Consider the following 24325-nt stretch of genomic DNA (forward strand, 5'->3'; position numbering starts at 1 on the left):
TAGCTCTATTCAATTTAAACTTCTGACTTCAACTTTTTACTGGTCCTTTTTTTAGCAGCTTTTGCAACCGGATCTAGTAAATATTGAATTTCGTCATCTTTAGCATCAATCATGATAATTTTTGGCAACTTTTGCTCTGCTAAAGCCACTAAAATTTCTGTAGCCAATGCAGGTAACACCGTAGAATTTAAAATATTATCAACATTACGCGCACCACTATCGACTTCTGTACAGCGACTTAAAAGCAGCTCTACCACATCTTCAGAATACTGGACTTGTGTACCGTATTGTTTTTCAATTCTTGCTGTAATCTTGCCTAACTTATGTTTAATAATTCGTACGAGTAGATCGTCATGCAATGGGAAATATGGCACAACTCTCATTCGACCTAAAAATGCAGGCTTGAATTGCTTATATAAACTTGGTTTTAAGTGGTCAATCAATTCTTCAGCTGTCGGCCAGTCCTCGACTGGTGTATTTAAGCACGCTTGCATAATTGCGCTTGAGCCAGCATTTGAAGTCAATAAAATAGTGGTGTTTTTAAAGTCAATTACTCGTCCTTCACCATCTTCTAAAGTACCTTTATCAAATACTTGATAGAACAGTTCCTGAACATCACTATGTGCTTTTTCAATTTCATCAAGCAACACAACGCTGTAAGGGTTACGGCGAACAGCTTCTGTTAAAACACCACCTTGACCATATCCCACATATCCAGGAGGTGCACCTTTAAGCGAAGATACAGTATGTGCTTCTTGATATTCAGACATATTGATGGTGATTAAATGCTGCTCACCCCCATATAATTCATTTGCCAAAGTTAATGCAGTTTCAGTTTTACCTACACCACTTGGGCCCACCAAAAGAAATACACCTTGTGGCTTATTCGGATCTTCAAGTCTTGCTTTTGAAGTTTTAATACCCTGAACTAATTGTGTAAGTGCATAATCTTGCCCCATTACACGCTCGCCCAATTTATCTTCAAGCGTTAATATCTGTTTAATTTCATCATTAACCATTTTTCCAACAGGAATTCCGGTCCAATCAGAAATAATTTCATTAATGATTTGAGAATTTACTCTTTCAAATACTAATGGTTGCTGGCCTTGAATTTCAGCAAGATCTTTACGCAGTAGATTAATCTGATCGAAAGCTTCAGACTCATTAGAATGATTCTGTGCTTCTAACTCTTGAATTTTATGAACAAGTTCTAATTCTTTTTGCCACTGCTCTTCAGTTTCATGAATCTCTTTTTGCAAAGACTCTAAATTAGCTTTTAAAGCTTCCAAGCGTTCATGATGTATTGGAATCTGACGATGTTCATTTTCTAAAATTTGCTGTTCAAGCTTTAAGTTATGCTCTTGGGCTTTTAACTGATCAAGCTTTACAGGTTGGGCATTTTGGGTCAACGCAACACGTGCTGCTGCCGTATCAAGAACACTAACTGCTTTATCCGGAAGTTGACGACCACTAATATATCGATGTGAAGAGTGAACCGCTGTAACGATCGCCTCATCATCAATTTGTAATTTAAAATGCTGCTGCATGACAGGAATCATCGCACGCAACATATCTACCGCAACTTCTTCGGTTGGCTCTTCTACCTTTACTACCTGAAAACGTCGGCTCAATGCAGCATCTTTTTCAAAATATTGTTTGTATTCTGCCCAAGTTGTCGCAGCAATAGTACGCAACTCACCACGTGCAAGTGCTGGTTTTAAAAGATTTGCAGCATCATTTTGCCCTGCTTGTCCACCTGCACCAATTAAAGTATGCGCTTCATCAATAAATAAAATAATAGGATGAACCGAGGCTTGAACCTCTTGAATCACTTGCTTTAAACGATTTTCAAATTCGCCTTTAACACTTGCACCTGCCTGTAAAAGTCCCATATCAAGCACATGTAAATGGACATTTTTAAGGGCATTAGGCACTAAACCTTGAGCAATTTTTAAGGCTAAACCTTCGACCACCGCTGTTTTACCAACCCCCGGTTCTCCCGTTAAGATCGGGTTATTTTGGCGTCTACGCATTAAAATATCGAGCATTAACCGAATTTCATATTCACGCCCAATAACCGGATCTATACCTCCTTGTTTCGCTTTTTCAGTTAGATTAATCGTATATTGATCAAGTGCTGGTGTTTTAGCAGTTTTGGTATTTGCTACAGTCGCGCCTATTGGTTCAGCTTCACCAGAAGATGCTTTTGTTTCATCTTGTTGTTCAATACTCTTCTCACAAATTTCAAGAAACTTATGTTTCATTGAATCAATTGGTAAGAGATCAAATAAACTCGAAGCACGAGTCGCAATTTGATATAAATCAGGTGCAGTTAATAACGCCACTAATAAATGACCACTGCGAATAACTGGATTTTGCTCAGCCGAAGCCAACAACCATGCTTGTTCAAACAAACGAACAATAGATTTAGCAAAAATAGGAGTTCGTGAGTTACCTTTCGGTAATTGAGAAATTGTTTCTTTTAAATCATCAGCTAAAGCTTCAGATGAAATTTTATATTTCTTTAATAAAATCTTTAAATCATTCTCTAAAGATTGATTAAGTAACTCTAAGAATAAATGCTCAATTTCAATTTCGTAATTTTGTTGAATAACACAAGCATTAGCCGATTTTTCTAAAGCAGTTCGCGCAACTGTAGAAAGTTTTGTAATTAAAATTTTTAAATTACTCATCATTACTCTCAATATTTTTAAATAATTTAATGCTTAAAATCATAATGCCTGTATATTAACAAAATTCAGCTTTACCAGACAAACTACTCATCATTTCAAGCGTTAATATGTTTTAGTAGATATTTATATCTATATAAAAATATCTCTACCCTTATCCTTGATTAACTAAACTCTGTTTTGGCAATAATTTACAGCCGCATGATAATGAATCATTTACACGCGCCGCTGATTTACCCATGACAAGCATATTCGGATCTCCCGATACAATCGTTGCCACTATTTTGTGTAACGGGCAAGTCGCCTTATCTCCTACACAAGCAATTGCAATTCCATCAATTAAAAATGTACTGTTTCCTGAAATGACTTGCCCTCCACCAGTGGTTGGGCATCCAATCGTAATGTAAGGGCTAGCCATGTTCTTCTCCTTATATTTATAGAACAGTAAACTCAATCCGACGGTTTTTCTTTCTTCCTTCCGGAGAAGTGTTATCTGCAACTGGCTTAGATGAACCTAAACCTTCTGTAGATAAATGGTCGGCAGGAATACTCTTGCTAATCAAATAGTTTTTAACTGCTAATGCACGGTCTTGGCTAAGTTTTAAGTTTTTAGTCGCATCACCTGAACTATCTGTATGTCCCACGATTTTGACTCTTTTGCCGCCTACTTTGTTTAAAGCAACAGCCATCTCATCTAGAATTTTTTGGCCTGCATCAGTTAAAACTGCGCTACCAGATTCAAACTCAATAATTCGATTTTTAAGTGCATCATCAATGATTTTCTGCTCAGCCTGATTGACTGATAATTGCGAATACAGTTGATATGGTGGCTGTACTAACCCTTGAAAAGACTGAATTGTAGGCTGAATATCTGCTGGATTCAGCATTTTTCCACTCAACTCAAACCGAGTACCATTTACACTTAATTTCCCTTGTGAAACCTTTTTAAGATCAGGGGTAATCACTCGAGTTACCGAGTCACTCCATCCATTTGGAGCGGCTACGGGTCTTACTTGTATTTTATCTACAACCTGATCGGCACCATAAACAGACTGCATTTTTAATAAGATAGTCTGTTTACTCGCCTCGTTAGGAACCACACCTTCTACAACAATGGGCTGAGCCAAAGCATAATTAGCAATCGCATAGATAAAACAGCCTTTTATGAGCTGTGAAAGTTTAGTTTGATATCGTTGATTCATTATTATTCACCCAAAAAAGTCTGTCTAAATAGTTTTAAGCCTTGATTTAAACTTAATTGGCGTTGGCATAATGATTGTTCTAGCGTAGCTAAACCAGCATTTTGTTCCAAATAAGTATCAATCCACTGAGCTTCTATTAAAGAAACCCAATGTTTACTATCCATATTCTGAGTAAAAATATCGCTCAAGGCTAAAATATCAGCCCCTTGAAAGCCGAAGAATAATACAGGTTGCTCTCGATGTAACAAACCTATCAACACCTCAGTATTATGTTCCTTTAAAAAGCGACAAATAATACTGACCCAAAAGGCTGCTATTTCATAACTGTAAGCAGGATTATTAATAGGCAAAATTAAAACTTTATTTAAGCGACTGGTTCCATTTTGTAAAATTGGCTGAAGTAATAATCCTAGCCCAATCATACTTTGCGCTAACTCATAAATACTGAGCTTCATTAACTGAGCAAATGAATGCATCGTATGATTTTCATAGAAACCTACACACTCGCGTTCAGTTAAAACCTGAATTTGATTTTGTAAGTGGCCTAATTTTCCAAGTAATAGATCTGAATCTTTAATTCCTTTTAAAGTACGATTATTTTGAAATAAATCAACGAGTACATGTTTATAGCTATAAGGTGCATATAGCAAATTATCATACGGTAAATCAATTTCTAATAAATGGCTGAGTACCATTGGAAAAGATCGACCCGAACTATCTTCACTTGCGAGAAGGTTAGCCGCTAAAAACATATTTTCTTTCGGATTCGCAATAAAGAAATCCAGTGAAGGCAACGTATTATAAGCTTCTTTAAAGCTGCCCGATTGCATTGCGTATTCCAATGCTTCAGTAATCCACTGATCAAGCAACTGTATTAGAGCATTCTGACCTTTTGTTTTTAAAAAGTCGCCTCGTGCAGGACTTTTGCCGTAATACAAAGGCGTTGTTTTTAATGTCTGCATTATTGCTCCTCCTTTCGCATAGAGGTTATTTTCCATGTCATGGTTTAACTCCCGCAGAAGGCTGAGCAAGTGCTGAAACAGGATTTTCTGTTTTTGCTGGAGCAGCTGCTTGAGCTGGCGCCTGCTGAGCAGACACTACACGAGCAGCTTTATCTGCAGTGACTTTATCCACTAGTTGCATACCGGCATAACCACGGCTTGAACCAATACTGCCTGAATTACTACTGATCAGACGGAAATTCATTTTTACAACTAATGATGGATCAGTTTTACTACGCCAAAGCATTTCAAATCCGCCATTTTGTTCTTTACGCTGAGCACTATCAATTAAGCGGTTAATACCGTATTCACCCGGCTCATCAAAAATCGTATGCGTTTGACCTTGTAAATCCACAGCTGTAATACGAGCACCTGGAATACTGCCTTGATTTGGCCAAATGAAGTTCACCCACTGTTGCACACCGTTCTCATAAGTCATGCGCTGACCATCAATATCCACGGTATATGAAAGCAATTGTGGATTCGGAATTGGGTAGAACTGGAAGTTAGATTGATTAGTTGCAGGTGCAGCAGGAGCTTGACTATTCAACTCACCTGTTGCCATACCATTGGCTGGTGAAACATATCTTTGGAAATTCATGACGAATTGAGGATTTAAACTAATTCCTAAATCCTTCCATGTCTTAGACGTTAATGTATAACCACGACGAATAACAAATGGATCAAGATTTTCTTTTACAAAACGAGAAATGCTGCCGTTTTCACCTAAGATTTGTCCAATTTCACTACTTGTCGCCTGCAAAGAAGCAGATGAATTAAATGGATATTTCTTAGCAAGATTTGCTGTAAATGGCTGATACGCCTGCATGACCCATAATTTATTAATTTCGTCTTGTGTCGGCGTAATTAAGCTCTCGAAAGCCTGTGTCAGTGGGCTAACTACTAATTTTTGTAGTAATCGCTGATCAATTTCACTAAAACCAACCGCCATTTTTTCATCTACAATTTTTTGCGTTTGGTTAAATACAGAAGTTTGCTCATTCAGGGTTTGCTTGACTAATGTCATCGCATTAGGCCCAACTTCCCCTGCATTCTTAAGCTCATTAAATTTACTACGAACAAGGGCTAAATTTGTCATATATTCATCAAGCAATGATTTACCTTGTTGATCATCGCGTTTGCGAACCAACTGATAGAACATTTGATATTCTTGAGAAATAGCACCCTGAGCATTAGTTGCCACTTGATTAGCAGCCTTATCATCATGATTTAAAACCTTACGTTTAAACCATGCAATAAATCCTTTTTGTGGAGCTGCCAACTCAGCTTGTACAACTGGATTATCCCAGTTTGTTTCAATTGCAACTCTTTCAATTAATGTTCTAATTGGAGAGTTCTGTGGCTCACCTAAAACATCAATATTTTTTACTTGCTGAGGGAATTGGGCAGCCTTAGCATAATGAATACCACTTAAGAATTTTCTCCATTCCGCAATGTATTCTTGCTTATAGAGCGCTGTCAGTTGCTTTCTAATTTGCTCTGGACTACCTGAGAAAGTTAAATCATCAGATTGACGGCTATTTAACACCCAATCTTTACTATCTGTTGGCTTATCTGCCGCTTCTTCAATTGCTTTTTCTACATAGTCATTCCATGCCTTTTGGGTAAACACACCCGGTAATGCATAACTACCTAATACAACATTTTTATTTGCTTCACCCACAATCTGACTTACAGTCAACGCAGGGAAACGTACTGCTGCACGCATTTTTATTTCGTTATAAACACGATCACGCGCCGGCATTCCTCGAACAACAGAGAGCAATACTTGACGTGTTTGATCAACAATTTGAGAGTCAGCTTCTAAAATTGGGAACTGTTTATCATTCGCTAAAGTCATTGCGTATGACAAGATCTGTTCAGCTTCCTGAATCATATCTGCGCGTGGCATTTGGCCTTTATTTGCGTCTAACCAAGAACGCCAGAAACGCGTAACCTGATCACTCAGATGACTTGCATCCATGTATTGTGGATTACTCATCATCAAATACGCTTTTAATGCATTATAAGCATCTTGAGGATTGGTATCTGAAGGTTCTAAATATTGTTGAGACTGAGCGGTTTGCTTGATCTCCACATTCGTATGATTCGCTTTTAATGTCACTTCATTATTTTTTACGCGTTGCAAATATTGAGCAATATTTTGCTGTGTCGGTGTCAATACAATTTGCTTAACACCTTTTAAATATTCGGCTTTTAGCTTTTCACGAAGCTCATTGCCCTGATATAAACCAAAACTAAACTTAAGTGGTCTATTTTCGTCAAACTCATCTAACTGCTGTAAACGTCTTTGAAGAATAAGTAAAGCTTCTAATTGGGTAGACAATTGCTGACCAGAAGCTCTTTCTAATTGAACTACTTTATTTAGATCTGCTTGAACTTCGCCAATTAATTGTTGGTTATTACGATAAGACCAAACCCATACGCCAAGAATAATTGAAACGCCCGCCAAAGCACCAATAAATGCAATATAACGCTGACGTTTTCTACCCGTATTTACGTGCTGCTTAACAAGGTCTTTATCTTTTAAAATAACATCTGAAAATAGGCCATTTAAGAAATAGCCATGGTTAGGAGTAATTTTTGAATGATCTTTTGAATCACTTTGAGCAACCTGTGTGAGCTGGAATTCTTGTGCAATTTGTTCCGTCATTGGACTTTCAATCACACCTTCCTGTAAAGCACTGGTGAAGTAAAACCCACGGAAAACAGGTTGAAATTGATATGGATTATCTTCAAAAAGTGTACCGATAAAGCTTTTTAAAGCGGGTTTTAATGTTTTAAATTCTAATGGGAAGGTCATTACACTTGGTGAGATATTTTGCGAATGACGGCGACTCAAATGAGTCGAACTTACCCCTTTTAGACCATCATAAAGAATGGTGTAATGTTTTTCGAACAAATCTACCGCGTTATGAGAAGAACTCTGCTCATATGGAAGCGTTGCTCCCCAAGCTTGGTTATATTCTTGAGCTTCGTAAAATTCAAAAAACTCGGTAAAACCTGCAATCAAGTCCATCTTTGAAAAGACTAAATAAACAGGTACAACTACTTCTAGACGTTCAGTTAGATCTTGAATACGAGCACGTAAATTTTTAGCAAGCTTTAATGAGTTTTCAGGACTTTGACTAATGAGCTCAGCAATACTAACAATTAAAATCAAACCATTAACTGGAGCTTTAGAGCGGTTCTTTTTTAAAATATTTAAGAAACCTAACCACTCAGAATGGTCTTCACTATAAACAGAATAACGGCCCGCTGTATCGAGCAAAATACCTTCTGTAGAGAAAAACCAATCACAATTTCGAGTACCACTTAAACCAGCAGATACCATTTTTTGATGTGTTTCTTCGAAAGGAAACTTTAAACCAGAATTATAAATAGCTGAACTTTTACCTGCAGCTGGGTTACCAATAACCATATACCAAGGAAGCTCATATAGTGCAGCATTCCCTTTTTTATCACCCAACTTAGATTTACGAATCAGTTGAATTGATTCTTTCATTTGTTGACTAACAAGCTGAAGCTCTTCTTTATCTTTATTTTTGCCATATTCAGCTTGGTTATCTTTTTCAATTGCTTCAGCTAGCTCTTCGCCTTGAGCAGCATGCTTTCTTCGTTGAATAAGCCAATAGATACCATAAACAATAAGACCCAAAGCATAGGCAGTTGCTAAAGCCCAGAATATATGACGAGGAATTGAAGTATATGAAGACATCAATGCCACGAACAATGACAAGGCGATAATTGCTTTAGGATTCGTGATGTACTGCCACAAGTAGCCTAAAATTGTATGCATTCTATTCTCGTTCTAAGTCCAAAGTTTAAATTAGTTATTCAACACCATCACATCATCTTCTGAATTTTCAGTGACACTTTGCACAAATGTATGTGCTGACACTGTATTTTCACCAAAGACAAAAGGAATGATATGTTCAGGGAAATGCATGCTCAGCATAAAGCCATAAATATCAGCTAAATGTTGGGTATGCCCTAATGAAGATTTCACATAAATATAGTGATGGGGTTCTACAGGTGTTTGAAGAAAGTGTTGCTGCAATTTCTTCGAAACTTTTATATCGGTCTGATCTGACAATATCAGCACATAAGGTTCCTCACCTTCATGCTGAGGTAAATCATGAAATTCAAAATTAGTAAAAAGCTTTGCCGTATCTTGTTGGCCTACAACAACTTTTAGATTTTTTGTAGGTTCTAATTCTTGAATTTTTACTAAAGGATCAGCAAGTAAACAGCTTGCTGCAAATTCAGCAGGAATATAATCTTTAATCATCCAAGACTTTTCATCGACTAGATCCTGATCAATTTCGGAATCGGCGACGAGCAAAAAGAATATCTCATGCTCCCTTTTATGAATACCCTTTAATAGGTGTATCAGTTCTTGGTAAGCCAGTTGCTCTCCAAAAAAATGATATTCAATATGGATCTTTTGAGCAGGAATGCCGATCTCAGCAAAAAACTCTAAAATTAATTCATTACTTTGTTCATCATTCCAGATATGTAATAAATCTTCAGAAAGAAGGATATGTAGATTTAAGCGATTTAAACGATAAACTTCTACTATCGGCATTTGAACATCATCATATTCAGACTCGGGATCAACCCATGCCGGATGCATATGATATTCACGGGCTTGTTGTGATTCATAAAATAAAGTCGAACGTTTTAAATGCTCTGCAAGAAGATATAAGTTTTCTATATTTTGTTCTAATTGCTGTTTTATTAATAACATCATACGAACTTGTCGTGGAGAAGCATATTCGCTCTCCTCATGATTATCTTCATCCAAGTCTTTAATACGATAAGATAAAAGAGGCAATCCGTAAGAATTTAACAGTTGATCATCCAGCTCTGGACTTTTAAAGTTTTGTAGCTGCTCAATAATGTTTTCATTCTCACCGAGTGCATGTACAGCAAAAGAAGAGTAAAGATTAAAATCTAGCTGTTCGAGTGGTGCATCGGTTACCGCAGTTTGTTTTTGGTTAGCATCACCTTTATCTTGATTTATAGCTTGTTCTTTCTTTTCTTTATAATTTTTATAAGCACTATAAATTAACCATGGTGATAAAATCACCAAAGTAATAATTGCTGGTAATAGTAGGAAATAAAGGAAAAAATCACCCTTATCAGGGTTATATTGAACATCACGCCAGTAGAAAATAATAAATCCACTAATTAATGCAAAAATAGCGATGAACGAGAGTAATATTTTTTTAATCATATTCGCTCTCCAATAAGGCTATAGCAAGTTTCATGACTATGTACTTTCGGTTCTCGTGATATAAGAAAAGAACCTTGCCCCAAACCACTCACATTATTGTGAGTGAGGCAAATAGGTTGTATTTCTGACTCATCTAATACGAGTCGAAGATCTATTGATAAAGTTGGACTACACCAAGTTTCTACAATTTTTTTTAGTTTTAAACTTAATTCTTGATTTGGTAAGAAACTGAGATATTGCTGACGCTTTAATGGTCCAATTTGAATTTCAATTTTCCCATCAATTTGCTGAATAGTTTCACCACAAAAAGTATTAACACCAAGTAGACTCGGCTGAGCTCCACCTAAAGTCGTTAACTGGTCACTCGCTAACTTAAAAGATTCTTGTATAAATTCTTTAATCGTAATTTCATGTTTAAAAATACAAGACAACATCGTTTTTAATGCATGAACTGTATTGTTCTGGCCCTGCATTAATCCTGAAAACTCTGCAAAATAATCATCAAGCTCTGTTTGCTGATGTTGTGATCGTACATAGCCATTTAATGCATGCAAAATATCGAGATAATCATTTTTATGCTCGATCTCATATCGAATCGGCAAATTATAGGTAATGCTCGACTCTACATATTGAGCAGTAAGCTTATGGTTAAATAAGCTCAGAAACTCTTTAGTTTCAGCTCTTTGCTGACGCGGGGCCTGCTTAATCTTATTCGTATATGTATAAGGCAGAGCGCCTTGTATGCCCGTAAGACCAACAATTAAATTCGTGATATAAATCCGCTCGTCCGTTAATTCTAAATTTTCAATTTCTGTAGCAGGAAAATTTAAATTAAAGGATGTCTCAAACTTAAAATGATCACCCCAAGATGTACCAACTGTGCGACTTGAATCGTGTCTTAATAGCCGTGTTGCTTGGATAAATTCAAAAGACTTTGGCTTTGTAAAGAGCTCAGCTGTTATAGAAGAGTCTTGCCACCAACGTTCTGACTGCATTGGTATAACTCCTGCTGAGATGAATAATCCTTAACGACCAAATCAACGAAACTATTAATTTGAACCTTTAAATTAAAAACACGACTTAACAATTGGCTAAAAATGTATAGGCTATGTCCTCTAAATACTGATGAATCAATTTGCAACTCGGCCTTCACCCCTCTTACAAACATTGGAAATGGCTTTCCATCTACAAGTTTGTGAGTAAGTGAAAATTCAAGATGCTTAATTGATTCAATAATTAAATAATTTTCTTTTGATAATGGTAAATTGTATAACGCAAGTAACTCTTTAATATGGGATACCGCATCACCTTTCATTAAAGCTAAACTATTTAATGAAAGATGTGAAATAACACGCCACTGCTCACTCTGGCTTTGACCAAATTGATATGGTTTTGTAGGTCTTTTTAAAACAATGGCACGGCGAGCCAAACTACTATCATTCAGGTTCAATATATTATTAGACTGCCCCAATGCTTCATGTGGTAAGTCACGATTTGAGCACAATAATTTTGTGCTAATAAAATCCGAACGTGTTGAAGAAGGATTTAAATTTTTAGAAATAATTGAATATCCCATTTCGACGAAATTGGGCTGTAGTTTTTGATAGTTCACTGAATAGAAAAAACGAGCCTTATCAGTATGGTAGTGACTCATCGCGAAAAAAGGTAGCACAGGAACATAGCTTTCTTCGTGACTAGTTTTTTCACGCACCATATTCATTTCAGTGATTGAATAGACTTGATAAAACTCAGGATGATGTGCGTCTGTAATCAGTGGGTATTCTAATTGCTTGTGTACAATTTTTTGAGGTTCAGCGTATTTTTCAAATAAATTAATGACGGGTGTAGTAAACAATTTAAAGTTAGCGACATTTAATTCAGAATAATTTCGGACTACAGTTTGATCATTTAAATTTAATTTAAAATGTATAAGCAGCTCAAAACTACTCTCTTCTAAAGATAGAAGCTTTAAAAAACTTAAATCGAGTTTTAGATAATTAAATTTTTCAGGAAAACAAAAATATTCCATCAGTAATCGATAGGCATGATGAGTATGCTGATCAAGAGGCAATAGACTTTCTTGCTCTGTAAAGCCAGTTAATTCAAATGGATTTTTATTCAGCTCAACAACTTTCTGCCCTATTTTAATAGCAAAAGTTGTCCCCTTCTTAAAAATGCTGTCTAGTACTTGAAGTGGAAAATTAGAAATCGCATCTAAATAAATAGGTAGTTTTTCATCTTTTAAACATAGATGAGCATTGTTAAAAATTTCGAATTTAAAATTTAAAGTCGCATTTTGACTTAAATGAATATGTGCACTAGGTGTGCTTTTGAACTCTAGCGCTTGCAAACTTATCGGGAGTAATTTGACTTCTTGTGTAGTATTAAACTCACACTGAACCCCTTTAAAACTACGCGACTTTAAGATGGTATGTGTAGGAACAATATGCGCTTCCGTGAGCTGTTTAATTTTATTTATATCTTCGAAACTGACTACCGAACAAGCAGGAAAGTGACGTAAATATTGAGGAAACATCACTTCAAATAGAGAGCGCGTAAATACGTCATAGCTATCAGCAAGCTTTTTATCAATGCGGGCAGCAATTAATGAAAACGCCTGTATAAGACGCTCAATATGCGGGTCATCAATCTGCTCTTGATTTAAAGATAAGCGCTGAGCAATTTTCGGATATTTTTGTGAAAATTCACGAGATTGCTGACCAAATTCTTGTAGTTGTTTTTCGTAAAACGGTAAAAGCTCTTCTATCACAACACACCCACTACGCTTAGGTTCTCGCTGAAATTACATATTGCTGCGTTGTCGGTTTTAGCAATGCATCAAAAACGACAGGTTCATACAGTGGATGAATATTTAGATAAGCCTGAATACTTAAACATAGCGCCCCCATATTGTGCCCATCTAACAACATCTCTACCCGTATTTGTCTTAATCTAGGTTCATGAGCTGCTATTGATTGTTCAATGGATTGGCAAATCTTGTCTCGATCTAGCGGGTTGGCTGTAGAAAGCCCCACAAAATCAATAATCCCGAACTGAAGTATAGATTTTTTAACTAGCGGATAATCATCAACCACATGATCCAATTTAGCGACTCGACTATTCAGCAAGTCTTCTAAATCTTTTGCTACCGATTCTCTTAACTGCTGAATAGAAAGACCCTTTGCATAATCTTCACTTTCAGGAATTAAGCGATCAAACAAAGTTGAACGAAATCCATATGGATAAAGCCGATCTAAATTCATTCGAGTTCACAACAAGCATGCTTAAAGACAGCAGAGGCTAACTTTATGTCAGCCTCCACCAAATATTCACTTAAATAATTATGCTGCGTAAGAAGCAGTATTATTAGAAAGTGACCATTTCTTAGTAACAGCACCTTTAGCAGTACCGTTAATATCTTGTTGGTTATAAGTCCACTCAACAGCTGCGTATTTCAAACCAAACGCTTCAGTTGGAACACCTTCTTCGTTAACAGTTGGAGTTACACTAGAAACTAGAACATGCTTCAATTTAATTTGTAAGTACTTGATACGTTTATCGCCATTTGCACGATAAAAATCAATTTGTACTTCATCAAATGTATAACCAGCTGAACATGCTTCCCATAATTTCGGGCTAGTTGCATCTAGGTCTTTAATAAAAAGCATATCTGAATGTTCAACACGTTCAGCAGTATGACCACCAACACTACTTGAAGTAGCAGATTTAGGTTGACGAATGTTGTGAGACCAAGAGTTAACTTCTAACCAGCCTTTGTGCTCAGAGTCACGAGACTCGCCATCAACTTTATATTTACCGCGAAACTCAACGTATATATCTTTCATTTAGAACTTTCCTATTTTTAATTTAAAGTTATTCTTTCGCTGACCTTTATTAATTTGAGGACTGAGGTAACTCAGTAACAAGTCGCAAAGAAACTGACAACTCATCCAGCTGGAAGTGTGGTCGCAAGAAAACCACAGATTTGTAGTGACCTGGTTGAGCAGGATCTTCTACAACTTTTACAGACGCTTCGCGCAGAGGGTATTGAGCTTTCGCTTCTTGAGAAGCGCCATCATCAAGTAATACATACTGTGACAACCACTCATTTAAGAATGCTTCAACATTTCCAGCAGAAGCAAAACTACCCACTTTGTCTCTCATCATTGCTTTTAAATAATGAGCGATGCGTGAAACGGCCATGATGTACTGAATTTGACTCGATAAAGCAGAGTTAGCATTTGCTGTATCATTGTCATATTTTTTAGGTTTTTGAGTTGATTGCGCGCCAAAGAAAGCAGCGTAATCGGTATTTTTACAATGCACTAAAGGAATAAAGCCCAAATCACTTAATTCTTTTTCGCGGCGATCAGTAATCGCAATTTCTGTTGGGCATTTGAATACCACTTCGCCATCTTGTGTTTTAAACGTATGAACAGGCAAGCCTTCGACTAAACCACCGCCTTCAACACCACGAATTGCAGCACACCAACCATGCATATCAAATGCATTTGTTAAACGAGTACCAAAAGCATAAGCAGCATTCATCCACAAATATTCGTTGTGGTTTGCACCCGAAACATCTTCAGCAAAGTTAAACCCTTCTGTAGCTGTTCCTTCCTTTGGATGATAAGGAAGACGACCAAGTACATGCGGCAAGGTTAAAGCGACATAACGAGCATCTTCACTGTCACGGAATGAACGCCATTGAACATATTCAGCTGTTTCAAAGATTTTTGACACATCTCTAGGGCGATCAATATCTGTAAATGATTCAAGACCAAGAATGCTTGGACTAGCCGCCGAAATAAATGGCGCATGAGCCGCTGCAGCAACATGAGAAATTTGCTCAAGCAAATACATATCAGAAGGTGTACGGTCAAATTCGAAATCACCAATCAGTGCTGAATATGGTGCGCCACCAAAAGATCCATATTCTTCTTCATAGATTTTTTTGAACAAGGTACTTTGATCAAAGTCTGTAGCCCCTTGAAAATCTTTAACCAGCTCTTTTTTAGTCGTATTCAACATACGAATTTTAATGAGAGGATTAGAAGGTGTTTCTTGACAGAAGTAGTAAAGACCACGCCAAGTTGACTCAATCTTTTGGAATTGTTCATTGTGCATGATCTGACTTAATTGATTTGAAATCAGAGCATCAATTTCTGCAATACGCTTATCGATTGATAAAGTCATATTTTCAGAAACTGTAATTGTTCCTGCCATTACTTCTTTAGCAAGTTCACCGATTAAGCTTTTTGCACGCGAATGTTCTTCTTCATTTCGGGCAATACGGCTTTCTTCAACAATCGAGTCTAAAAGATTAACTTGTTCATTTTCAACAAGAGGCATTGCTGCCGATTGAGCATTATTCATGATCAGCCTCCGCACTTAATTTACGGATTTGATCAGTACTCTTAAGCACTTCATCAAGTAAGTCTTCTAAACGCTCACTGTTAGAAATCTTATTTCTTAAATCGGTTAAACGCTCACGTGCTTCAACGAGTTTCTTTAATGGGTCAACCTGTTGAACAACATTTTCTGGGCGAAAATCTTCCATTGACTTAAATGTTAAATCAACTGCAATTCTCCCGCCTTCTTCAGTCAGCGTATTATCTACTTGAAAAGCAGCTCTTGGAGACAATGACTCCATAACCTCATCAATATTATCTAAATCGACATTAATGAATTTTTTATCTTTTAATTTTGTACGTTCAAGCTCAGAAGCTGCCGAAAAATCACCCATCACACCAACAACAAATGGTAGTTCCTTCGCTTCTTTTGCATCACCAATTTCGACATCATATGTAAGCTGAACACGTGGAGGTCGAATTCGCTGAAGCTTCTTTTGTACGCTTTCTCTCTTAGCCATAAGATTCTATTCCTGATTATTTAATTAAAGGGTCAAAAGGCGAACTTTTTGATTTATTAACATTGGCTACAGGGGCAGTTTTTGGTTTAACCGCAGTTGCTTTTGCTGGAGTTGCTACTCGTTTTGTTGCTGCTCTGGAAGCAGTAACTCTGTTGCGTGTTACAGTTTGTTTTTTATAACTTCTTCTTTCATTATCAACTGAGCCACCTTCTGTAGCCGCCTTAACATTTGAAGTATCTGGCGCAGGCATTGAAGTATGGATATTTTCAATTAATTGTTTAGCGGGTGGATAAGTTACATCGTTGCTTAAATAACGCATTTCCTGACTTCGCATTTGCTGCAAAGAGTTATTTGCGATGCTTACACCAGATAAAAATAAAACATCTGTTATTAATGAACCGCGTATATTTTGACTTTGCAATTGACTTGCCAAATTTAATGCTTTAACTGGTTGATTGGTTTGATAAAAACGCATAGCTGCTTTAGCTAATAAATCATTTTTTTGAGTCGTATTATCACTATCACAAACTTGTTTAAAAATATTCAATAACTCAGGGTCATTCTGACCTTCTGCTAAAGGATTTTTTTTAATACAACTTTTTTTAAGTTTTACAGGCTCAAGTTCTGCTGCATGAGCACCTGATAGACCGATAATGTTTCCAGTCAGAGAAAGTATCAAAATACTTCGTTTCAACACAACTTTCATTCCTCTGTTTTCTTATTTATTCAAGGCCTTACTGAAAAGTTAATATTAATAAAACATTAAAAAATCAGTCTAAAAACCTTATATTCAAAAAATTTACGCGCAGTTTATCATATAAACAAACATATTTTATATAAAAATCATATCAACTTAAACTAAAAGTAAATAGTTAAGATGGTTATAAAATATAGCTTAATAAAGTTATTCTTATAAAAATATAATATTGTTATTTTTTGTAATTAAAAATAAGTTGTTGATTTTCATATGTTAAATAAAAATTAAAACTAATTAGTAAATTATTATAAATATCATTCATTTAGTTTTCATGAAACATTTGCTTAACAATATTTAATTTTATATTACCAAAAGGTATTTCTATTTGGTTATGAACACATCATCAAAACGTAAAGTAAAAATTAAAGTGCAAAAAATATAAAACTTGTCAAGACTAATCTGTCTATCTATTATACTTATTTATATAAATTTAATTTTCTAGCTAAAGGTTAAAAGTTTCCACACCCTGCCCTAGCATGCCTTTTCGACACATTATCAAAAAAATAGAATAAAAAAATTAAGTTTGTTTTTTGTAAAAGTATGATAAAAAATTATAGACTCCTCTTTTAAATAGCCAATAGATTCATGCTTAATTCTATACAAAAAGCATCTAATCTACATTTCAATTATAAATATCTAAGTTCATTTTGATTCTTCATACACTATAATGATTATTCGCTAAGTTGAATAACAAAACCGCTCTTTATATCTTTTACATCTCTTACTAAAATAGTTTCATCAATATTCAACCTAATGATTTCCTAAAAAATGATGAAACGGAATATAGCTGTTGTTTTATTTTCAAGTTTTGCTTTAAGCGCTTGTGCTAAATCTACTGAAACAAATCATAAGTCATCAAAGCCCTCACCAGAACTTCAACAAAAAATTCAGAAATTGGTTGAGAAAACCAAAAAGCATATGATCTTTGTTGAAGGTGGTAGCTACCTTATGGGTGATTTTGGACTAGTAACTCCTGAATTAGAAAAAACTGTACCTGATAGCATGGCAGTAAAAAATCCTAAAGGTAATACTGAAAAACCTAGTAACCAACCATTCTCTCCAGGGGGGGATAATAAAACACTTCATAAAGTTTCCCTTAGCAGTTTTAATATGAATGCTTATAAGACTACCTTAGAGGAATTTAATACTTTTACTGAAGCTACTGGACAAGTTGCGAGTACAGATAATAAACGTTATGGTTCAAATATTGCCCATGAAGTAGCAACTGGTATGGCTTGGCAACAAGCCAAAGAATACTGTCAGTGGCTTGGGCAACAAGTAGGTACACCGATGGACTTACCTACTGAAGCGCAATGGGAATATGTAGCTCGAAATAAAGGACAATATACTTTATTCGCAACGAATACAGGTAAAGTAGAACCAAAGAAAAACCTATGGGGATTAGATCAATATGATAACTACAGACATTCACATGACTTACAAACTGTCGCGAACATTCCGGTTATAGGTCAAACACCACCAAACCCTTTAGGTTTTTATGATCTTGTTACTAATAATTATGAATGGATGAATGATTGGTACGATGAAGATTATTATAAACACTCACCTAGCAATAACCCAACAGGACCAAAAACAGGTACTGAAAAGGTTTTACGAGGTACTGTAGCAATGGGAGCTGATAACTTAATGATGGCTGATGGTTTTAATATAGCTAGAAGTAAAGCCTTTCCTATTCCAAATGATGAAAGTAAGTCAAAATATCGCTTATATTCTGTTCGCTGTGTTGCCAATATCCAGCAACCGATTAAATAACTTTAAGCCATATATGAACCATCAGAGTTTTCTTGATAATTTGCTGCAATAAACAATTCTGCATCAGTACCATCGACTTCAAGCGATGGTACTGCTTCCGTATTTAAAGCAACTAAAGCATCCGCATTAACAATACTTGGTTCACTCGCCATCTTTTCTCGTAATTTTTTTAATTCTCTTGGATTATTCATTGGTGCTTTTTCATGTAAAGGAATTGTTTTTACAACTTTTGAGCGTAATTTTTCATATTGCTCTACATATTCACTTCCACGTCCAACTGTATCTGAATTAAAAGCATATTCTTTTACAATATCTGAGACCTGAGACCAAACACCATCATGTAAAAAAACCAAAAGTTGTTTTTCTAATTTTTTAATACTATTAGTTGATTTTGAACCATCAAAAGACATTCTTTGGAGAACATTTAACCATTCATTTTCTGTTGTAATAGTTTCAAAAATTGCAATAACAGCTTGCTTATGGCTAGGTAAATATGGAGAAGTTAAAGATGACGGGTAGTCGGCTAAATGAGTAACTTTATTGTGTCTAGTCATTTGGTAGATTAGCATTCCCTTGGCTTCAGGGGTTGCTTGTTTTAGCCACTCAGGTTGTCTTTTAATTTTATTGGCTAAATCAACTGAATTTTTCGCATCGGAATACTTACCATTAAAATTATCAAACTCCTCAGCAATGTCATTGAGAGTTTTAGCAGTTATAGAGTCATTACCCAGAGCAATTACAGCCAATTGACTTAAATTTCTAAAAGCATCTTCCGCAATAAAACCCAATATTGTGAATTGAGCGCGTATAAGCTGGTAGTGCACCCATTTCAACACTTCAAGGATCTGACTAAAATCAATAACGAAATCTAATGCACCTTTTGCCCCTAAACCAACACATAAGGCTGCTTTGGCCCTAAAACGGAATTGATTTTCTTGTGCCCAATAAAATAGTTTAAAATTAACTCCCGCTCCCAATCCAGCACTAACAGCAAAATCCAATGCCAAACTCGCCAAAGCCTTGAAATCTTTAGCTTCTGGTGAAAGCCATTGAAATTCACCCGATGGTTTAATACCTGCCTCAGCGCCAGCAAATGCCTCAATTTGCCCCTCAGAACTTGCACCACTACCAGGAATAACACTTTCATCACGATCCATTGGTACAAATCTTGGGCGGCTTTCCCCCATATTATTGGCAAGTGAAGGATTTCGGTTTCGCCTACCATTGGCAGCTAATTGTTGTTGACCATCTTTACTGTAGCTGATCTCTAAACCAATTCCTGCGGCCACTTTTGCACCAGCAAAACCATAGAGCTCCATGCCAACAATAAACCGGAATGCCCCTAGATCAATGTCATCAAAGTTCAGCATCCAACCTTTATCACATGGAATAACATAGGTAGTTTTTGCTTTCCCCTCAAACAAAACCAGCTTACCTTGGGCATTCACATTTGCCTTAGCATTCACTTCTCCACTTTCAGGTTTCCAACTCGCACTTGATGAGAAACCAGCACCACCAACACATCTTAACCATTGAGATTGAATATCTACCGTTAAACTATCTGAAAGTTTAATTTGTTCAACAAAACCTGCACTAAAAGCAGAGAAATCCACAACCTTTGTTCCAGTTTGCTTAGAATATTTAGCTAAATCCAGACTGACTTTTTTAAACTCATTGTGAATAGCCTGTTCATTAATTTTCTTAAAGTCTTGCTTTATATCTTTAAGCTTCTTTAATTCAGTTCCTAAGACTGTAACCTTAAAACTTTCTCTATTCTTTTTCTTTTGTTGTAATTGCATATATCTATCAGTACGTAAATATCGGCGTCTGAAATCAAACTCTTGCGTGTTACCATTTGGATTTTTCTTTTGGCGCGCCTCAAAAGTAATAACCTCTGTCAAGTCAGCCGCTTTTTTGAAGTTTTTATTTAGCTCCTCTTCAATTTTCTTCTCTGCTTCTTTTATTTCTTCTTCTGCTTTTTTAACATTAGAAACACTACCAGATTTTATTGCTTCTGCTAATTTATTTTTAGCATCAAAAGAGTTTCCAAATAATTTGTCTAGTTTCGAACTTTCCTTTTCAAACTCAGCGTAATCCTCTGCTGAAAGAACTATCATTTCCTCTCTATGCATATTTAAAATAACAGGAGGTTTTCCATTGCCCTGCAAAGTTACTGTCGTATTCTTATCTTGCTTTGTTATCTTCGCAACAGACTTCAACTGTACAGTGACATAATTCTTTTTACTCATAGTTGCAAAATGCTGTATGTCTTTTTTATCTGGTTGAGCAGACATATTTACGAATTTAAATTTTACGAATATAACTTCACCTTTTGGCGAATATAAAGGTGGAGTAAAACCATTCTTATCTACAACACTCATTTTTACATTAGGTAAACTAATTTTCTTTTCCTTACCCTCTTTGTCAAAAGTAAAAGTTTCAAATGGAATATTATCAGATAGTTTAGTCCCCCTAAATCCTTCTATTTTATAGCGATAATATTGTTTGATTTGATATTCTATAGTAGTGATTCCTTGCTTTTCTTCTTTTATATGGAGACCTGAACTACCATTAATATTAATGGCTTTCTCCCACTCTGAATCCGTTCTTTTAATCCAAAGATCATACTCACCAGCTGGCAGATGCATTTCTTTAGTAAAACCTTTCATGTCAGTTTTAGCTTCTCGGTTCTGACTCAAGCTTGGACCTTCATGTACATCTTTATATCTCGCCATATTTTGGGCGATCGTCTGAGCTGGAATAGGTTTATTTTTATAAATGGAGTTAAAATCCAACGGCTGCACAAGAGGTTTAGGATTCTTTGCACTCCCAATAGCTATCGCAAGTTTATTTACCTGTCCTGGCCGTTTTCCCTTTTCAGTTACAGAATAATCCATTCCATGGCAAACAATCGTATCATTATCAGGCAATACATTAATAAATAGTTTTAATTTAATCTTATTCATCATTTATTCTTCTTCAAAAGTTACAAAACCATCGTGAACGTGATCTTCTAAACTAATTTGGATTTGCTGAGGGCCCTTGGTTGTGATCTTCTGTGTTTTACCTTGACCATCTGTCACACCACTGACCATTTCCCCATTCGGTAAAATCATTAAATATTTTTTACTTTTCAATGGATTTCCAGTTATATCTTTGGCTATATAAGTTAAATGGTAATCTGGCAACATTGCCAATTCTGGGTTTTTCGTTGCCACCTTGGCTCCCCCCATAAACAAATGCTGCCCTGCTTTCACCTCAAGCTTACCGCCCGTAACAGGGAAAATACCTGAACCATTTAGCTTTACTTGAGACCCATTTGCAGTCAGATTAATTTCAGTTGGACTAGTAATAAAAACCGTGTCTTCGGTTGACGTAATCTGTACGCCCTTTCGAGCAATGACATCTAAGGCATCACCTTGTGCCTGAATTTCAACTTTACCTTGACCAGCAAAAATCCGAGCACCTTCTTGCGCGGCAAACAGACTTATTTTTTGACTCGCATGACCCACTATATTTTTTTGTGTACTGAGATTAATACTGTCACCAGCACTTTGAGTGAGCTGTCCATTTGCACTAAGGTATATATCTTCATTACTACTTACAGCAATACTTTTTGGAGATGCTAACACCATCACTGCTGATTGAAACTCAGCAGCTTTTTTAGGATCTTCTTGTTTGAGAACTTCTAAGAAAGTCTGAATATTCTCAAGCATATCTAATGGATCAGTTTGCTGGTTTTTAGCAACTTCGCTGAGTGCCTTGGCATTGTTGAGGCCACCTTCTATTTGTTGTTTTGCTTCATTTGCATCTAGGTGTACATCTTGAGCTTGATCCTGCTTGTGGGTACTAAGGAGTAAACCACTGCCTGCTCGTACTGCACCCCATTGGTCTGTTCTGAGTTCGAAACCTTCACCACGACCTTCACTCTCCGCCTTATCTTTTGGATGGCTTAAGTTACCCAAGTTGAGCTGACTGGCCGCATGGCTACTTTGTAGCTGGGCACTGATTTGCCCTGTGGTATCATCAAAGCGTAGCTGGTTAAAGCCTTTGCCGTCGACTTCTTCGGAGCGGATGCCACTGAGCTTTTTAGTGTCGGGTAGTTGGCCTTTTTGGTCGAATTGCGTTGGGTGACGTTCAGCCTCATGAATACGACCCACCACAAACGGGCGGTCAATGTTGCCGTCAAAGAAGTCGATCACCACGATCTCGCCCACGCGAGGCAAGAAACGTGCGCCATAACCCTCACCTGCCCATGGGGTTAATACATCGACCCAAGCCGAATCGGTGTCATTATCGTTACTTCCTGCTCCACCGTCATGACTATGGTCGTCAGTTCGGGTAAATAGGAAGCGGACTTTAATACGCCCCCATTGATCAACATGGATACTTTCGCCTTCCAAGCCCACCACTCTAGCGCGCTGCGGGTAAGCGGCTGGACGGTGCTCTAACGGATGGTACTCAGGAACAGTTTTAATATTTCTACGCGACAGAATGAGCTCACTACCCTGACGCTCAGTCTGGTCATTTAGCCCTGATCGATTGTTTTGCCATTGGCTTTGACTAAAAAGTTGATTGATTTGCTGTTGCAAATCTTTAGGCAAATTGTTTTGCAGATAGAAGCTTTTGCCAATAATCAGAAACTCTTTGTCTGTCCCACTATGCGTATCTATTTCAGGATGTTCATTCAGTTCAAACCAATAACCGACTTGCGCGTCACGTACTGTAGTTTGCGCACGAAAATATTTTGATTGAGACGCATAATAATCAGATAAATTTTGATTGAGTTTTTCTAACTGCTGATGACCCGATGCAGTGGCTTGATCTTCACCTTTTAAATCTTGTATCCAAGCAGGACTGACATGCCATGCATGTTCTAGACTTAAACTCGCGTTATCCTGATTAGCACTATGACTATGCTTTGACTGAACACTGCCCATGCCTTCTTCTTGACTTAAAGCATCCGCCTGCCAGCGTTGCACATGCACGGCTGTAGATTGTAAGCTTCGAGTTGGCACAAGGCTTGTCATACTGTCTTGTTCTTCAACAGCACTACTGCGGTGATAACGGATATTTCTTCGGTCTAATGCTAAATATGATTCATTATTATCAATTAAACGTAGTTTTTGTGGTTGAATTTCATCCGAGCTATCAGTGACCCAAAGCTGAGCTTCATCAACCAACCAGTTAATGCCTTCACTACGCCAAAGTCGGGTTAAAAACTCATAATCCGTTTCGTTACTTTGCATAACAAAAGGTCGAACATCGTAATCTTCGGTTAGACCTTTTAAATCCAAAGTTAAGGCAGAAGCAAACAACGGGCTTTTATTCTGCCACTCAGTAAATAGAATTTCAGTAATGTCCCGTACACTCTTATTCATAAATACACGGCTATTTCGGCGTTTATGCCATAGCGCGGTCGGGTCTTGTAATCTCAATTTATACAATGTTAATGAACCATCACTCTGCCCCTGACTGGCTTTTGTAATAATTCCTGTAGTTCTAAATAGCTGCCCCTGATCAGTTACTTGATCGACTGCAACCTGACAACCAATAAATTGTTTTAATGAAATATGGGCATTAGTAGAAAGACAAAATAAATCGGCAGTTAGTCCTTCATTTAGTTGATGCTGTCCTTCAATACTTTGTAAAAAGACTTGAGTATTCAACGATGGATTAGAAAACTGAACATGAAGCACGCGTTTTTGCGAGCTGATACCCAAATCTTCTAGAATTCTATGTATATGAGATAACATCTTTTTTATGAAAA

16 protein-coding genes are annotated in these 24325 nt (G+C 36.7%); 1 reads left to right on the forward strand and 15 read right to left on the reverse strand.

The window, feature by feature from the left end; translation table 11 throughout:
- Positions 1-14: 14 nt before the first annotated feature.
- From tssH to ACT53H_RS14195, 13 genes are all read right to left on the reverse strand, one after another.
- Positions 15-2696, reverse strand: a complete 2682-nt coding sequence (gene tssH / locus ACT53H_RS14135) for a type VI secretion system ATPase TssH (protein ID WP_474770248.1) — start codon at positions 2694-2696, stop codon at positions 15-17.
- A gap of 148 nt (positions 2697-2844) precedes the next feature.
- Complete coding sequence (locus tag ACT53H_RS14140) at positions 2845-3108, reverse strand: PAAR domain-containing protein (protein ID WP_005304032.1); 264 nt, start codon at positions 3106-3108, stop codon at positions 2845-2847.
- Positions 3109-3124: 16 nt separating this feature from the next.
- Complete coding sequence (locus tag ACT53H_RS14145) at positions 3125-3892, reverse strand: OmpA family protein (protein ID WP_474770250.1); 768 nt, start codon at positions 3890-3892, stop codon at positions 3125-3127.
- A gap of 2 nt (positions 3893-3894) precedes the next feature.
- Complete coding sequence (gene tagF / locus ACT53H_RS14150; protein WP_004793188.1) at positions 3895-4854, reverse strand: type VI secretion system-associated protein TagF; 960 nt, start codon at positions 4852-4854, stop codon at positions 3895-3897.
- A gap of 37 nt (positions 4855-4891) precedes the next feature.
- Entirely contained in the window at positions 4892-8713 is a 3822-nt protein-coding gene (tssM, locus tag ACT53H_RS14155; RefSeq protein ID WP_476009452.1) for a type VI secretion system membrane subunit TssM, read from the reverse strand.
- Between the two features lie 30 nt (positions 8714-8743).
- A complete protein-coding gene (locus ACT53H_RS14160; RefSeq protein ID WP_476009453.1) occupies positions 8744-10153 on the reverse strand; it encodes a hypothetical protein in 1410 nt (469 codons plus the stop codon).
- Entirely contained in the window at positions 10150-11148 is a 999-nt protein-coding gene (gene tssG / locus ACT53H_RS14165; protein ID WP_174740484.1) for a type VI secretion system baseplate subunit TssG, read from the reverse strand. Before tssG ends, ACT53H_RS14160 begins: the two co-directional genes overlap by 4 nt.
- Positions 11112-12923, reverse strand: coding sequence for a type VI secretion system baseplate subunit TssF (gene tssF, locus ACT53H_RS14170; RefSeq protein ID WP_476009454.1), 1812 nt, complete (start codon positions 12921-12923; stop codon positions 11112-11114). Before tssF ends, tssG begins: the two co-directional genes overlap by 37 nt.
- A 16-nt stretch (positions 12924-12939) precedes the next feature.
- Complete coding sequence (tssE, locus tag ACT53H_RS14175) at positions 12940-13416, reverse strand: type VI secretion system baseplate subunit TssE (RefSeq protein WP_002048404.1); 477 nt, start codon at positions 13414-13416, stop codon at positions 12940-12942.
- 78 nt (positions 13417-13494) lie between these two features.
- The gene (locus tag ACT53H_RS14180; RefSeq protein WP_003651052.1) at positions 13495-13998 is read right to left on the reverse strand and encodes an Hcp family type VI secretion system effector; all 504 of its coding nucleotides are present in this window, start codon (positions 13996-13998) and stop codon (positions 13495-13497) included.
- 49 nt (positions 13999-14047) lie between these two features.
- Positions 14048-15529, reverse strand: a complete 1482-nt coding sequence (tssC, locus tag ACT53H_RS14185) for a type VI secretion system contractile sheath large subunit (protein ID WP_013198291.1) — start codon at positions 15527-15529, stop codon at positions 14048-14050.
- Entirely contained in the window at positions 15522-16025 is a 504-nt protein-coding gene (gene tssB, locus ACT53H_RS14190; RefSeq protein ID WP_003651049.1) for a type VI secretion system contractile sheath small subunit, read from the reverse strand. The genes tssC and tssB overlap by 8 nt, the downstream gene beginning before the upstream one ends.
- Positions 16026-16041: 16 nt before the next feature.
- A complete protein-coding gene (locus ACT53H_RS14195; RefSeq protein ID WP_151822129.1) occupies positions 16042-16731 on the reverse strand; it encodes a hypothetical protein in 690 nt (229 codons plus the stop codon).
- Positions 16732-17550: 819 nt separating this feature from the next.
- On the opposite strand from ACT53H_RS14195, the gene ACT53H_RS14200 reads away from it, so the two are divergent.
- Positions 17551-18555 carry a formylglycine-generating enzyme family protein gene (locus ACT53H_RS14200; protein WP_476009455.1) on the forward strand — a complete coding sequence of 335 codons (1005 nt, stop codon included), beginning with the start codon at positions 17551-17553 and terminating at the stop codon, positions 18553-18555.
- Between the two features lie 2 nt (positions 18556-18557).
- Here the strand turns inward: ACT53H_RS14200 and ACT53H_RS14205 are convergent, their stop codons facing one another.
- Positions 18558-21524, reverse strand: coding sequence for an ATPase (locus ACT53H_RS14205; RefSeq protein ID WP_476009456.1), 2967 nt, complete (start codon positions 21522-21524; stop codon positions 18558-18560).
- Positions 21525-24311 (reverse strand): type VI secretion system Vgr family protein, encoded by a 2787-nt coding sequence (locus ACT53H_RS14210; protein ID WP_476009457.1) that lies wholly within the window; start codon positions 24309-24311, stop codon positions 21525-21527.
- Positions 24312-24325: the final 14 nt, after the last annotated feature.

It is taken from the genome of Acinetobacter sp. DMC2 (assembly GCF_056314305.1).